Here is a 13,333-nt window from a genome sequence, read left to right as displayed (position 1 = left end):
TACGCTGGACGTACATGTCTGATCTCACGCCGGCCAAACGTATGCTGACCGCACTGGTACTGCGGGTGGCCGCCGCCCGGTTCGGCCTGGGGCCGCCGACGACGAACTACGGCGTGACCCGCGATATCGACGTCCCGACCCGGGATGGCGAACGGCTGCGCACCGATGTCTACACGCCGGAGTCGGAGCCGGTCGGCACGCTGCTGATGCGCACCCCGTACGGCCGCTCCAGTCTGTTGGTGACGGTGGTCGTCGGGCTGTACGCCGGACGCGGCTATCGTGTCGTTTTGCAAAGTACGCGAGGGACTTTCGGTTCCAGCGGAACGTTCGAACCGGGCCGCGACGAGACCGCGGACGCGGCCGACACGGTGGCGTGGCTGCGCACTCAACCATGGTTCGACGGGCAGTTCGCCACTATGGGGGCGTCGTATCTCGGGTTCACCCAATGGGCGTTGCTGTCCGACCCGCCGCCGGAGCTGGCCACATCGGTCATCGCCATGGCATCTCATAACTTGGGCGAGTCCTGTTGGAGTACAGGGTCATTCGCGCTCGCCGACATCCTCACCTGGAGCTACCAGGTGGCTCATCAGGAAGACGGCGGCACCGTGCGCGGCCTGGTGCGGGCGCTTACCACGGTGCGCAGGATGCGGCGGCCGTTGCAGACGGTGCCGCTGCGCGATGCCGGCCACCGGGTGCTCGACGGCCGCGTCCCCTGGGTGGAGTCATGGCTGACCACACCGGATCCCGCTGATCCGTACTGGCAGCCCAGCCGGCTCGACGACGCACTGCACCGGGTCACCGCGCCGGTGCTGCTGATCGCCGGGTGGCAGGACGTGTTCCTCACCCAGACCCTCGAGCAGTACGGCGCGCTGGCGCGCCGGGGTGCGGAGCCGGCGCTGATCGTGGGGCCGTGGACCCATGCCGAGGGCGGTGGAGATGCGGTCCGCGAGACGCTGGCTTGGTTGTCCGGACCGCGCTGGAGCGGGGCGCGGATCTACGTCAGTGGTGGTACCGGGGCGAGCGAAGCGACGGGGAGTGATACCGGGGTGAGCGCAAACGAGGGGCCGTGGCGTGAGCTGCCCGCATGGCCACCGCCTGCCGAGGACACGGTGCTGTACCTGCAGCCCCGGGCCGCACTGTCCGACCGGCGGCCTGCCGATGAGGGGACCATCGCCCGGTTCGTGTTCGACCCGGCCGACCCGACCCCGACGGTCGGTGGCCGACTTCTGTTCGCGCCCAGTGGGTATTGCGAGGACCGGGCTCTGGCCGCGCGCGCCGATGTCGTCACCTTCACCACGGCCTCGCTCACCGAGGCGCTGGAGGTGATCGGCACCCCGCGGATCGAGCTCGTGCACCGTACCGACATCGGGTGGGCCGACGTCTGGGTGCGGATCAGTGAGGTGGGGCCCGACGGCGCGTCCCGCAATGTCAGCGACGGCTACGTGCGACGGACACCCGGGGCCGAACCGGTGCTGCAGCTGGACCTGGACCCGATCGCGCACCGGTTCTCCGCCGGCTCCCGGATCAGGCTGCTGATCGCCGGCGGCTCGCATCCACGCTATGCACGCAACCACGGCACCGGCGAATCGGTATGGGCGGCAACGCAGATGGTGTCGTCGTCCCATGAGATCGGCGCGGGCTCCCGATTGTTGCTGCCGGTTCCGGTGGACCCCGCCTAGCGCACCTTCAGTACGACTTTGCCGGTGGCACTGCGGTTTTCCAGCGACGCGATGGCGTCACCGGCCCGCTCGAAGGGATAGACCTCGGGTTCGGGTGCGCTGACCGCACCGGAGGCCAGCAGCGGGGCCAGCTCCGCCCACTGCTGCGCGAGGTAACCCGGGTGGGTCATGGTCCACGCGCCCCAGCCGACACCGACGGCGTCGACATTGTTGAGCAGCAACCGATTCACCTTGACGGTCGGGATCTCGCCGCCGGTGAACCCGACCACCAGCAGTCGGCCGCCCGGCGCGAGGGAACGCAGCGAGTCGGTGAACCGGTCCCCGCCCACCGGATCCAGCACGATGTCCACGCCACGGCCGCCGGTCAGCTCGGCCACCGCGTCCTTGAACCCGTCGGCCAGCACCACGTCGGTGGCTCCTGCGGCACGGGCGGTCTCACCCTTGGCCTCGGTGCTCACCACCGCGATCACCCGGGCGGCCCCGAACGCCGGTGCCAGCCGCAGCGTCGAGGTGCCGATCCCGCCGGCGGCACCGTGCACCAGCACCGTCTCCCCGGCGGCCAACCGGCCGCGGGTCCGCAAGGCGAAGTGCACCGTCAGATCGTTGAACAGCACGCCCGCACCGGCCTCGAAGGACACCGAGTCCGGCAGAGCGAACACCCGCTCGGCGGGCAGCGTCACCACCTCGGCCATCCCGCCGGTGAGCAGGGTCAGTCCCGCCACCCGATCCCCGGCGCGCACATGGGCATCGGCCGGTGCGCTACGCACCACCCCGGCAACCTCGGCTCCCGGAATATAGGGCAACGGCGCCTTGTACTGATAGAGCCCGCGGGTCTGCAGGGCGTCGGGGAATGCCACGCCGGCCGCGTGCACCTCGATCACCACCCCGTCGGTGCCTGGTTCCTCGATGTCGACCAACTCTGCGACCGACGGACCGTCCAACCGGGGTATGTGTATGGCGCGCATGAAGCACCATTTAACATCCCGGCGTGATATCAGCACGTGCCGCGGTACTCCGCGCAGCAGGTCAGGACCCGCAGCTCACCGATATCGAACTGCGTGATCCGGTCGCTGACGAGGTGCTCGTCCGCATCGAGGCCGTCGGCATCTGCCATACCGACATCAGCGTGGCGGCCTGGTTTTCCAAGGTGCCCATGGTGTTCGGGCACGAAGGCACCGGCACCGTCGTGGCCGCGGGACCCCGGGCACAGGATCGCATCGGGGCGCGGGTGGTGCTCACCTTCGCCAGCTGCGGCACGTGCTCCAACTGCGCATGTGACCGTCCGGCCTACTGCGACCAGTCGACCAACCTGAACATGAGGGGCAGCCGGCGCGACGACACCAGCGCTCTGCGCCTGGACGGCGAGCCCATCACCGGAGGATTCTTCGGCCAGTCCAGCTTTGCGACCTACGCCATCGCCCGCAGTCGCAACGCCGTCACGCTGCCCGAGGGCATCGATCCGGCGCTGGCCGCACCGCTGGGCTGCAGCGTGCAGACCGGTGCGGGTGCGGTGCTCAACGTGCTGACCCCGGCCGCCGACGACGCGGTCGTCGTGTTCGGTGCCGGCGCGGTCGGGCTCTCGGCGGTGATGGGGGCTCGCATCGCGCGGTGCCGCACCATCATCGCCGTCGACCCGATCGCCGCGCGCCGCGAGCTCGCCACCGAACTGGGCGCCACCCACACGTTCGACCCCGTCGGTACCGACGTCCCGGCCGCCGTGCTGGAGCTGACCGGTGGGGCCGCGGCCGTCATCGACACCACGGCCCGCCCGGAGGTCGTCGCTTCCGCGGTCGGGCTGCTGCGCTCTCGCGGCACCCTGGCGCTGCTCGGACTCGGCGCGCCGATGGCCGAGCTGCCGGTCGCGCTCATCATGGCCAAAGGCATCACCGTGCGTGGTGTCGTAGAGGGCGACAGCGACCCGCATGTGTTCATCCCGTACCTCGCCGACCTGCACCTGCGTGGTGAGTTGCCCCTGGACAAGCTGGTCACCAGCTTCCCCTTCGATGATTTCGGCCGGGTGTGGTCCGCGGCGAAGGCCGCCGAGGTGATCAAGCCGGTGCTCGTCACCTCCGATTGACACGGCGTAGGCTGGGCGGTCCGGCAAAGAAGCCGAGACGATTGGAGCTGGCGATGGCGCTTCCCCCGCTACCTGCGAGCCGCACGCTGACGGTGCGTTCGGCCGACGGCACCCGGCTACACGCGCAGGTGTTCGGGCCGGAGCACGGTTACCCGATCGTGCTGGCACACGGCATCACCTGCGCCCTGGAGGTCTGGGCCCACCAGATCGCGGACCTGGCCGGCGACTACCGCGTGATCGCCTACGACCACCGCGGCCACGGCCGCAGCGAAACCCCCAGGGAGCGCCGCGGCTACAGCCTCAACCACCTGGCCGCCGACCTCGATGCCGTCCTGGACGCCACAATGGTGCCCGGTGAGCGGGCTGTCATCGCCGGGCACTCGATGGGCGGGATCGCGATCTCGTCCTGGTCGCAGCGCTACCCGCAGCGCGTCGCCCAGTGCGCCGACGCCGTCGCCCTGATCAACACCACCACGGGGGACCTGCTGCGCAACGTGCGGCTCGCGCCGGTGCCCGCCCCGCTCACACAGGCCCGGATCCGGGCCGCCGGGACCTTCCTCAAGACGTTCGGGGCCACTCCGATCCCCAACCTCGCAGGCGGGCCCAACAAGCGATTCGTCCAATACCTGGCCGTCGGCCGCGATGCGGACCCGGAGGTGGCCGACCTGATCTACCGGCTGTTCGCCGCCACCCCGCCGGCCGGCCGCGGCGGGTGGGCCAGGGTTCTGGTGGACGGTCTTGGGCCCACACACATTTCGCTGCACAACCTGACGGTGCCGACGCTGGTGATCGGCAGCCGCAAGGATCGGCTGCTACCGATCAACTCGTCGCGCCACATCGCCGAACACGCACCCAATCTTTCGGCGTTCGTCGAGATGTCCGGTGGCCACTGCGCCATCCTGGAACGGCCGGCCGAGGTGAACCGGCAATTGCGCAGCCTCGCCGAATCGGTTGCCGCGCAACGCCTCAGTTCCTGAGCGATTTCGGCGCGCTCGCGTTCGGTGGGCGAACGCGAGCGCGCCGAAATCACCGGCTGAGGTAGTCGGTCACCTCGGCCGCGGCACGCTGCCCGGACCGCACCGCGCCGTCGAGGAACCCGGTCCATTCGTCGGCGGTCTCGGTACCCGCCCAGAACACACCGTCCACCGGGGTCCGCAGCACGTGCCCGTAGCTGCTCCACGACCCCGGCGGCACCGCCGCGGTGGGCCCGCCCGGCGCGAACGGTTCGGCACCCCAGCAATGGTCGATGTAGTCGATGGGGTTCGCGGCCGCCTCGCCGAACAGCGCGGTGAAGTTGCGCAGGGCCCGTTCCCGGCGCTGCGCTGCCGGTAGCGGGTCGAAGGTGCGGGCGTCGGCGAAGCCCAGCAACACCCCCGGTCCGTCGTCGCTCGGGCTGACGTCGAAGGTGATGAACACCGGTCCTTCGTCGGACAGCGCCTCCCCGGAAAAGCCCGCCGCCCGCCAGAACGGCCTCTCGTAGGCGACGTAGGCCTTGCTGAGATTGCCCTGCGGCCAATGCGCGATGAGTTCCCGGTGATCTTCGGGCAGGGCCGGCTCGAAGGTGATCGCCCCGCGATGGGCGGGCGGGATCGCGACGATCACCGCCGTGGCGTGCCATGACTCTGCCGCCGATTCCACGCGATAGCCGGTGCCGTCCCGCGCGATCCGGAGTACGGCCGTGTTCAGGTAGACGGTCAGGTCTTCGGCCATCCGCACCGCGATCGGTTGCGTCCCGGCGGGGAAGTGGTCCTGCTGGGCGCCGCCCTTGACGTCGAGCATCGGTCCCAGGCCGCCGGCCGCCTTCACGTAGCGCACTGCGTGCAGCATCGAGACCTCGTCGGGTTCGCACCCCCAGGTCACCCGGGACATGATCGCCATCAGATTCCGCGTCGAGGCATTCGCGTGCACAGACCGCAGCCAGCTGTCCAGGCTGCGCCGGTCGAGCCGCGCGGCGGCGGGGACCGACCACGGGTTGGTCACCGGGATCAGCCGGGACAGCCGCTCGAAACGCCACTGGATACGGGACACGTCGAACAGTTCGATCATCGACAGCTTGGGGATGGTGCTCCGATAGGACCGCACCCGTCCGTGCCAATCGATCAGGTTCTTCCCGCGGCTGTGGGTGGGGACGGTATCGCAGCCCAGCTCGGCGGCCAGGGTGAGCACCGCATCCTGGGTCGGGCCGACGAAGGTGCCGCCCAGGTCGACCGGTACGCCGGCGATGGTGGTCGTGTACGACCGGCCGCCGACGCGGTCGCGGCCCTCCAGCACCACCACCTCGTGCCCGAGTTTGGTCAGCTCGCGCGCTGCCGACAGTCCTGCGAATCCGGCTCCCACCACGATGACATCGCCCACAGGCCCAGTCTGCCCCGAATCTTCGCAGAATCGCACTAAGGTGAGCCGCTGTGAAGGTCATGACGGCGTTGTACGGGCCGACCGATGCCGTCGACCGTGCGCAGGCGCTGCGCGATGCCGGGGCCAGTGGGGTGTTCACCTTCGAAGGGCCGCACGACGTTTTCACGCCGCTGACGCTGGCGTCCACCGTGGGCGGCCTGGATCTGATGACCAATGTGGCGATCGCATTCCCGCGCAATCCGATTCACCTGGCGCACCAGGCCATCGACCATCAGATCCTGTCTGGCGGCCGGTTCACCCTGGGGCTCGGCACTCAGATCCGCACCCAGATCGAGAAGCGGTTCGGCGCCGATTTCGACAGGCCGGTGGCGCGGATGACCGAAATGGTCGCGGCGCTGCGGGCCATCTTCACCACCTGGTCGACGGGGGAGCGGCTGGATTTCCGGGGCGAGTTCTATCGGCACACCCTGATGACCCCGACCTTCACGCCGCGCGGCAACGTCTACGGACCACCGCCCATCTATGTGGGTGCATTGGGTCCGCGACTGACTCGGGCAGTGGCCGAGCACGCCGACGGCTTGCTGGTGATGCCGTTCGGGAACAAGAAGTTCCTCCACGAGGTCACGATGGCCGCCGTCGACGAAGGACTAGCCGCGGCCGGACGGGACCGCGCCGACCTGGCGATCGTGCCGGAGATCATCGTGTCGGTGGGCGACGACCACGCCGCGACGCGCCAATTGCTGGCGTTCTACGGTTCCACCCCGGCCTACCGGCCCGTACTGGACGTGCACGGATGGGGCGATCTGCAGCCCGAACTCAACGCCCTGTCCAAGCAGGGACGATGGGCGGAGATGGGGGCGCTGATCGACGACGACGTGCTGCACACCATCGCCGCATGCGGCACACCCGCCGAGGTGGCCGCCCATATCAGGGACCGGGTGGCCGGTATCTCGGACCGGATCTGCATCTACCAGCCCGGACCGATCGCGGTGGATTCACTGGCGCAGATCGTCGACGCGCTGCGCACCTGAGCACCTATGGTGGTGGTACGGCAACGGACCACGAGGAGGTTGTCCATGGGCGAGGAGCAGGTCGAGTCCTCTCCCGAATGGTCAGATGTACTGATCATCGGGGCCGGCATCTCCGGGATCAACGCCGCCTACCGCATCCACGAACAGAACCCGCAGCTGAGCTACACCATTCTGGAGCGGCGCGAACGCATCGGCGGCACATGGGATCTGTTCCGGTATCCGGGTATTCGATCTGACAGCGATATCTTCACCCTCAGCTTCCCCTACGAGCCGTGGACCCGGCAGGAACACGTCGCCGACGGCGCCGATATCCGCCAGTACCTCACCGATGCGGCGCGCAAATACGGCATCGATCGGCACATCCGGTTCGGCACCCGGGTGCTCTCGGCCGATTGGGACTCGACCACTGATACCTGGACGGTACGTACCAGGGCGAGCGAAGCGACGGGGGAAAGTTCCAGGGCGAGCGAAGCGACGGGGGGCGATTCCGATAGCGCGGTGTACCGGGCGCGGTTCCTGTTCTTCGGTACCGGCTATTACGACTACGACCAGCCACACAACCCGCGGATCCCCGGAATGGAGGATTTCGGCGGTCAGGTCGTACATCCGCAGTTCTGGCCCGAGTCATTGGATTACGCAGGCAAGAGGGTGGTGGTGATCGGCAGCGGCGCGACGGCGATCAGCCTGGTGCCCGCGCTGGCCGAGCAGGCCGCCCACGTCACCATGCTGCAGCGCTCCCCGACCTACATGGCAGCGATGTCCGCTGTCCCTGCTTTCACGCAGGGAATCCGGAACATACTGCCGCGCAAGATGTCTCATCAGATCGTGCGTACACTCAACGCCTGGGTTCACTACCTGACGTACGTCTTCTTCCGGAAGGCCCCGAACATGGGGCGCAAGGTGATCCGCGACCGCAACAAGGCGCGACTGCCGCACGGATATCCCATCGATGTGCATTTCAACCCGCGCTACCGGCCGTGGGACCAGCGGATGTGTCTGGTGCTCGACGGCGATCTCTTCGAAGACATCACCGCCGGGCGTGTCGAGGTGATCACCGACCACATCGACCACGTCGACACCACCGGCATCGTGTTGAAGTCGGGCGAGCGGGTGGGCGCAGACATCATCGTCACCGCGACGGGGCTGACGTTGCAGGCGCTCGGCGGGATCGAGCTCAGTATCGACAAGCAGCGCATCGACCCCACCGATCGCTTCGTCTACAAGGAACATCTCCTCGAGGAGGTGCCGAATATGGCGTGGTGTGTCGGCTACACCAACGCCTCGTGGACGCTACGGGCCGACATGACCGCCAAAGCAGTGGCAAAGCTGCTGGCCTACATGGACTCTCACGGATACACCCATGCGTATCCACATTTGGGTGGGGTACCCATGCAGGAGAGACCGGCCTGGGATCTCAACGCCGGGTACGTGCAGCGCGCCCCGCATGCGCTGCCGAAATCCGGTACCCGGCGGCCGTGGAAGGTGCGGCACAACTACGCTCTTGATGCGTTGGAGCACCGGCTCGACCGGATCGGGGAGTCGATGGTCTTCGGCCGGGTGCCGGTCAACTCCGCCGCTGGCAAGCCGGCCGCCACACCGAAGGTCGCCATCTAGTTCGCGTGCCGGTCCCGGTGGAGGTGATAGGCGAGCAGGAGCGCGTGCAAGGGCCCCCACTCGGCCGGCAGGTAATCGCGGGCGGCTCGCAGGCGGGACGCCAGGTGCGGCGACTGGTCGTGAAGAATCTGTCGGGCCCGACGCGCATGGAAGGTGTTCGATGCGATCTTGATGACGGGGCTTGCGGTCAGCAGCGGTATCGAATTCGCCACGTTCTGCACCGTGGTGCGCGACTGGTCCTCGAGCACGACATGTGCCGAAGGCACGCCCAGACGGTCGATGGCGTAATCCGCCATCATGCGAGCTTCCGGCAGCCGCGTGCGCACCGCCCCGCCGGAGAAGACGAATAGGGCTGTGCCGGGATCGGTCGAGCGCACGGCTATGCGCACCCGCCATTTCCACAGCGGGGGAATCGGGCAGCCCAACACCAAGATCGCCTCGCCCGGTAGCGGAGGCCCGGACGGCCCCGCGGTCAGATCGCGTGAGGCCTTCCATGTCACCCATTCGACCGCGCCGAACACCGCGGCCAGGGCGACCAGCACCGAAGTTCGTCCCGAGGCCATCGGTCCATTCGACCACAGTGCACAATCTCACTGATGGGGTATTCGCCCGACATCCTGGCCACCGGACTGGATGTCGTCTTCTGCGGGATCAACCCGGCGTCCACCGCCGCGGCTGACGGGCACAATTTCTCCAGCCCGAGCAACCGCTTCTGGACGGTGCTACACCGTGCGGGTTACACCGACGTCCGGTTGCGACCCGACCAGGAGCAGCTGCTGCTGACCTACGGCTGCGGTATCACCGCCGTCGTCACCCGGCCGACCCCGCGTGCCAGTGATGTCACCGCAGCTGAATTCCGTGACTCGGCACCGGTGTTCGAGGCCAAGATCCGGCATTACGCGCCGCGGGTGGTCGCGTTCCTCGGCAAACGTGCGCTGGCGGCGATGCTGTCGCGCCCCGATCTCGAGTGGGGACGGCAACCGCGTGACATCGCGGGCGCACAGGCGTGGGTGCTGCCCAATCCGAGCGGTCTGAACCGGAATTTCACGCTCGACGCGCTCGTCGCCGCGTATGCCGAACTACGGCGTCCGGATGGTGACGCCGGTCGCCAGTAGCCGGGTGGCGGACAGTCCGAACGTCGTCTTGAATCGGTCGGCCAGGTGCGACGGGCTGGCGAAACCCGCCTCGGCAGCGGCGGTGGTGAGATTGCTGCCGGTCGCCAGCTCGGTTCCGGCCCGGATCAGCCGGCTCCACAGCCGGTAGCGGCGTAGGCTGCATCCGGTCTCCTGCCGGAACAGGTGCAGGAACCGCGATTCGGACAATCCGGTGGCCGAGGCCATTTCTCCGGCCGGGATCGACACCGCGGGGTCGTCACGAATCTGCTTGGCCACCATCTTGATCCGGGTATCGATGGGGTGGATTGCGGCCGGGGCGGCGGCATCGCGCCAGCGTGCTGCGGCCCCATCATCCTGGGGCAGCGTCAACAACGCGTCCCGGCGCTCATGATCGATGCCGACAACGCCCTGGAACTGGGTGAAACGAAGCCGGCAGGACGCGCTGCGCTCGGACGCGGGATCGAGGTAGCAGGTCACCAAACGGCCGTCCAGGGCCAAGTGGTGGATCACCCGCGGTGGGATGAGCGCCGTACGCGTGACGATCCGCTGGCTGCCCACGGTGACGGTCAGCGGCCCGTCGACTCCGACGGCCAGGCACCACGCCGACCCGGAATGCGGCGCCAATCCCAGTGCTGGACCGGCATACAACGCCTGCCCGGGCCACAACCACACCGTTGGGGAGCAGGTTTGTGGAAGCGCCGCCGGTACGGGGCTGGGCATGCTGGACTCCTGATCGCTGACGAAACAGGAGGTTACCGTGGTCGAACTCTTCATGGCGGTGTTCTTCGCCAGTATGGGTCTGTACGCCCTGGCGGCCCCGGCAACCATGCTGCGCCCGTTCGGCGTCACCCTCGGCACGGCGACCGCACGCGCTGAAGTCCGCGCCGTGTACGGCGGGTTCGGTCTGGCCATCGCCGCGGTGCTCGTCTACGCATCACGGGTGCCGGAGGCGCGCACCGGCATACTGATCACCGTCGGTGTCGCCCTGGCGGGGATGGCTGTCGGACGGTTGGTGTCGGTGTTCGACGGGCGGACGCCGTTCTACCCCAACTGGTTCTACTGCCTGGTGGAAGCTGTGGCCGCGGCGGCGCTGTTCGGGGCGGTGTGACTCGCACCGCGCACGTGTGGTGCCGCAGGCTCTCGGGTTACGGTGCGACCGTCAGCCAGTCGGCGAACCCGGACGGGTCGTGCCGGCCAAGCGCACCGTGCTCGAACAAGCCCCAGCCCTCGGCGGGGGAGCGGTCACCTTCGGTGCACACGGCGCGGCCGACGTGATCGATCACCCCGAACCCGGAGCGCCCGATGACGGCCGGGTCGTTCATGTCGTAGGTGAGCCGCTCGGTGAACTTCTCACCTCGCCATACGCCGTGCGTCCAGTCCGAGTCACCGCCGTAGCCACCGCCGACGTGAATGGGCACGGGCAGTTTGGATTCCACCTCGAACCGCACGGGAGAACCATCCTGTGCCGTCGCGTCGATGGTGGCGCCGGTGGGGATGCGGGTGCCGGATCGGTAGTGGATCTTCACCCGCGGCCAGCCGAGTTGCTCGACGCGCCCGTCTTTCCAGATGCGGGTGCAGTCGTTGAGTGACCGGAACCCGTTGGGCTCCTCCTGGATGATCACCACGATCGAGAACTCGTCGAACGCCATCGGGACGTAGAGCCACCACATGCCCTCGAAGGGCGGGTCGGCGGGCCGGCCCGCCGGCTCGGCCTCGCCGATCGGGCGGATACCCCACGAGCGGTCCCGGGATCCGATCCATACCGCGGGGTCCACCGTGATGTGTTCGCCGTCGATCTCCAATGAGCCGCTCCACGAACCCAGTTGGGCGAAGCGCTGGGCATCCAGGGTGACCCGGTTGCCCTGCCGCATGATGTGTGGCTGCTCCTGCACGACGTCGAACAGGCCGGTCCAGGTGAGGTCGGCGGCGATCCCGTCGGTCTTGTCGAGGGTGATCCGCAGCTTGTGCAGCGGTTCCTGGACCTCGACGCGGTAGCCCAGCACGTGTTGGTCGAGCCGATCCTGGTCGATGGCGTCGGACAGGTGGACCGCGGTCTGGGTATCTCCGCTTCCGCCGAATCTGCCGCTGCCGCGGCGGGAGACCAACAGGAAGGCGTCCTTCACCCCGAGGTTGGGGTAGTACCCGATACCGGTGATGAGGAAGATGTCCCCACTGCGGTCATGCGCGTTGTAGTAGGACCGGTCGTAGAAGTTCCGGTCCGAAGATCCGGGCCAGGCAATGGGTTTCGGGATCTGGTGAATCGGGAATTCGTCCATCGGGCCGATCATGAGTGTTCCTTTCCCCGCGGATCCTCCAGCAGTCGTCGCAACAGTGAGGCGTGATAGAACGTCGACTCCACGTCCTCGGGTTTGTCCATCTCGCCGAAGTGCACACGGCGTGCGGTGGTGCGCATGAATACGCAGCACCAGATCACGCCGGAGTAGATGTAGAACCACCGCAGGTCGCCCAGGGTGACCCCGGTCTGCCGCTCGTAGGTGGCGCGCACGTCCTCCTCGCGTAGCACGTCCGGCAGGCCGGGCAGCCCTGCCAGTCCGGCCAGCTCCTGGAACACCATGTGCGCGAAGATGATCCACGAGACGTCCAGCTCGCGTGGGCCGACGGTCGCCATCTCCCAGTCCAGCACCGCGGCCGGCCGGAAGTCCTCGTACAGCACGTTGCCGATACGCGAGTCGCCCCACGCCAGCACGGGAGTCGTGGCGGCCACCTCGGCCGGGAAGTTGTCCGCCAACCAGCCCAATGCCCGCTCGACCAGCTCGGAACGCCCGATATCGGGCACCGAGAACTCATACCAATCCTTGAGCCAGCCGAAATGCCTGGCCAGCAGGGTGTCCCCGGATGGGTCGGATTCGGACAGGAACGCAAACCGTTGCGCGGCATCGGGAATCGAGTGCAGTTTGGCCAGCACCTCGACGGTGGAGTCCTGCAATTCGCGCTGCCGATCCACCGGTGCGTCGGCGAACCAGTTGCCGCCGAACGTGTAGGGCATGACATCGGGCGGCACGATGCCCTCGACACGGTCCATCAGGAAGAACGGGGTGCCCAGCACGTCACCGGTGGTGTCGATCCAGCGGACCCGGGGGACCGGGACATCGGTGAGCTCGCCCACCTGGCGCATGAGCTCGAATTGGTGGTCGAGCCGGTATGAGGAGAACACCGGAACATCGGCATCGGTGGGGGCGACGCGTGCGACCATGCGCTGCTGCGTGCCGTCCCAGTCGACGGTCAGCAGGATGGTCTCCGAGGACATGCCGTTGGCGTCCACACCGCTCTCGACGGTGACCGCGGGCGTGTCCTTGCCGGGCAGTTGCGTCGCAAGCCACTGGGCGATCGCGGCGGGCACGGTGCTGACATCTCGGCTGGAGTGCTGGAGGCGGCTGACATCTTCGACGGCCGGTTCGTTCGACACGGTGTTCCTTCCGAAACGACTGAAGCTACCAATTA

The 13,333-nt window shown here is 68.0% G+C and carries 13 protein-coding genes; 7 read left to right on the top strand and 6 right to left on the bottom strand.

The features are described from left to right. Window positions 1-14: 14 nt before the first annotated feature. The gene (locus QN239_RS24045) at window positions 15-1,679 is read left to right on the top strand and encodes a CocE/NonD family hydrolase (protein ID WP_499014265.1); all 1,665 of its coding nucleotides are present in this window, start codon (window positions 15-17) and stop codon (window positions 1,677-1,679) included. Here the strand turns inward: QN239_RS24045 and QN239_RS24040 are convergent. Continuing rightward, a complete protein-coding gene (locus tag QN239_RS24040) occupies window positions 1,676-2,644 on the bottom strand; it encodes an NADPH:quinone oxidoreductase family protein (protein ID WP_090355495.1) in 969 nt (322 codons plus the stop codon). The genes QN239_RS24045 and QN239_RS24040 overlap by 4 nt on opposite strands. Before the next feature lie 23 nt (window positions 2,645-2,667). On the opposite strand from QN239_RS24040, the gene QN239_RS24035 reads away from it, so the two are divergent. Together QN239_RS24035 and QN239_RS24030 are read left to right on the top strand one after the other, a co-directional pair. After that, complete coding sequence (locus QN239_RS24035; RefSeq protein WP_499014263.1) at window positions 2,668-3,756, top strand: NAD(P)-dependent alcohol dehydrogenase; 1,089 nt, start codon at window positions 2,668-2,670, stop codon at window positions 3,754-3,756. A gap of 53 nt (window positions 3,757-3,809) precedes the next feature. After that, a complete protein-coding gene (locus QN239_RS24030; RefSeq protein WP_499014261.1) occupies window positions 3,810-4,733 on the top strand; it encodes an alpha/beta fold hydrolase in 924 nt (307 codons plus the stop codon). A 49-nt stretch (window positions 4,734-4,782) separates the two neighbouring features. Here QN239_RS24030 and QN239_RS24025 read toward each other — a convergent pair whose 3' ends face one another. After that, window positions 4,783-6,111 (bottom strand): flavin monoamine oxidase family protein, encoded by a 1,329-nt coding sequence (locus tag QN239_RS24025; protein WP_499014259.1) that lies wholly within the window; start codon window positions 6,109-6,111, stop codon window positions 4,783-4,785. A 59-nt stretch (window positions 6,112-6,170) separates the two neighbouring features. Here QN239_RS24025 and QN239_RS24020 point away from each other — a divergent pair, with 59 nt between their 5' ends. Both QN239_RS24020 and QN239_RS24015 read left to right on the top strand, forming a co-directional pair. Beyond that, window positions 6,171-7,142 carry a TIGR03617 family F420-dependent LLM class oxidoreductase gene (locus QN239_RS24020; protein WP_499016949.1) on the top strand — a complete coding sequence of 324 codons (972 nt, stop codon included), beginning with the start codon at window positions 6,171-6,173 and terminating at the stop codon, window positions 7,140-7,142. Window positions 7,143-7,187: 45 nt separating this feature from the next. Continuing rightward, window positions 7,188-8,756 carry a flavin-containing monooxygenase gene (locus tag QN239_RS24015; protein ID WP_499014258.1) on the top strand — a complete coding sequence of 523 codons (1,569 nt, stop codon included), beginning with the start codon at window positions 7,188-7,190 and terminating at the stop codon, window positions 8,754-8,756. Here the strand turns inward: QN239_RS24015 and QN239_RS24010 are convergent. Next, on the bottom strand, window positions 8,753-9,319 hold the full coding sequence (locus tag QN239_RS24010) for a YdcF family protein (RefSeq protein WP_499014256.1): 567 nt from the start codon (window positions 9,317-9,319) through the stop codon (window positions 8,753-8,755). The genes QN239_RS24015 and QN239_RS24010 overlap by 4 nt on opposite strands. 33 nt (window positions 9,320-9,352) lie before the next feature. On the opposite strand from QN239_RS24010, the gene mug reads away from it, so the two are divergent. Next, window positions 9,353-9,871 (top strand): G/U mismatch-specific DNA glycosylase, encoded by a 519-nt coding sequence (gene mug, locus QN239_RS24005; protein ID WP_499014254.1) that lies wholly within the window; start codon window positions 9,353-9,355, stop codon window positions 9,869-9,871. On the opposite strand, the gene QN239_RS24000 is transcribed toward mug, so the two are convergent. Then, a complete protein-coding gene (locus QN239_RS24000) occupies window positions 9,836-10,591 on the bottom strand; it encodes a helix-turn-helix domain-containing protein (RefSeq protein ID WP_499014252.1) in 756 nt (251 codons plus the stop codon). The genes mug and QN239_RS24000 overlap by 36 nt on opposite strands. A 52-nt stretch (window positions 10,592-10,643) precedes the next feature. Here QN239_RS24000 and QN239_RS23995 point away from each other — a divergent pair, with 52 nt between their 5' ends. Beyond that, window positions 10,644-10,979: a DUF4345 domain-containing protein gene (locus QN239_RS23995; RefSeq protein ID WP_499016948.1), complete on the top strand. Its 336-nt coding sequence runs from the start codon at window positions 10,644-10,646 to the stop codon at window positions 10,977-10,979. A gap of 37 nt (window positions 10,980-11,016) precedes the next feature. Here QN239_RS23995 and QN239_RS23990 read toward each other — a convergent pair whose 3' ends face one another. Continuing rightward, window positions 11,017-12,159, bottom strand: coding sequence for an Rv3169 family protein (locus QN239_RS23990; protein WP_499014251.1), 1,143 nt, complete (start codon window positions 12,157-12,159; stop codon window positions 11,017-11,019). Beyond that, the gene (locus QN239_RS23985; protein ID WP_499014249.1) at window positions 12,156-13,298 is read right to left on the bottom strand and encodes a phosphotransferase family protein; all 1,143 of its coding nucleotides are present in this window, start codon (window positions 13,296-13,298) and stop codon (window positions 12,156-12,158) included. The genes QN239_RS23990 and QN239_RS23985 overlap by 4 nt, the downstream gene beginning before the upstream one ends. Window positions 13,299-13,333 lie beyond the last annotated feature (35 nt).

This window comes from Mycolicibacterium sp. Y3, from assembly GCF_051188035.1.
GTDB lineage: Bacteria > Actinomycetota > Actinomycetes > Mycobacteriales > Mycobacteriaceae > Mycobacterium > Mycobacterium fluoranthenivorans.
This window is presented reverse-complemented; position numbering and strand designations above follow the sequence as displayed.

Bases quoted from the DNA above. Each gene is read 5' to 3' on its own strand.
- QN239_RS23995 (WP_499016948.1), top strand. From the start codon at position 10,644: ATGGCGGTGTTCTTCGCCAGTATGGGTCTGTACGCCCTGGCGGCCCCG.
- QN239_RS24000 (WP_499014252.1), bottom strand. From the start codon at position 10,591: ATGCCCAGCCCCGTACCGGCGGCGCTTCCACAAACCTGCTCCCCAACG.
- QN239_RS23990 (WP_499014251.1), bottom strand. From the start codon at position 12,159: ATGATCGGCCCGATGGACGAATTCCCGATTCACCAGATCCCGAAACCC.
- QN239_RS24015 (WP_499014258.1), top strand. From the start codon at position 7,188: ATGGGCGAGGAGCAGGTCGAGTCCTCTCCCGAATGGTCAGATGTACTG.
- QN239_RS24045 (WP_499014265.1), top strand. From the start codon at position 15: ATGTCTGATCTCACGCCGGCCAAACGTATGCTGACCGCACTGGTACTG.
- QN239_RS24040 (WP_090355495.1), bottom strand. From the start codon at position 2,644: ATGCGCGCCATACACATACCCCGGTTGGACGGTCCGTCGGTCGCAGAG.
- QN239_RS24030 (WP_499014261.1), top strand. From the start codon at position 3,810: ATGGCGCTTCCCCCGCTACCTGCGAGCCGCACGCTGACGGTGCGTTCG.
- mug (WP_499014254.1), top strand. From the start codon at position 9,353: ATGGGGTATTCGCCCGACATCCTGGCCACCGGACTGGATGTCGTCTTC.
- QN239_RS24020 (WP_499016949.1), top strand. From the start codon at position 6,171: ATGACGGCGTTGTACGGGCCGACCGATGCCGTCGACCGTGCGCAGGCG.
- QN239_RS24010 (WP_499014256.1), bottom strand. From the start codon at position 9,319: ATGGCCTCGGGACGAACTTCGGTGCTGGTCGCCCTGGCCGCGGTGTTC.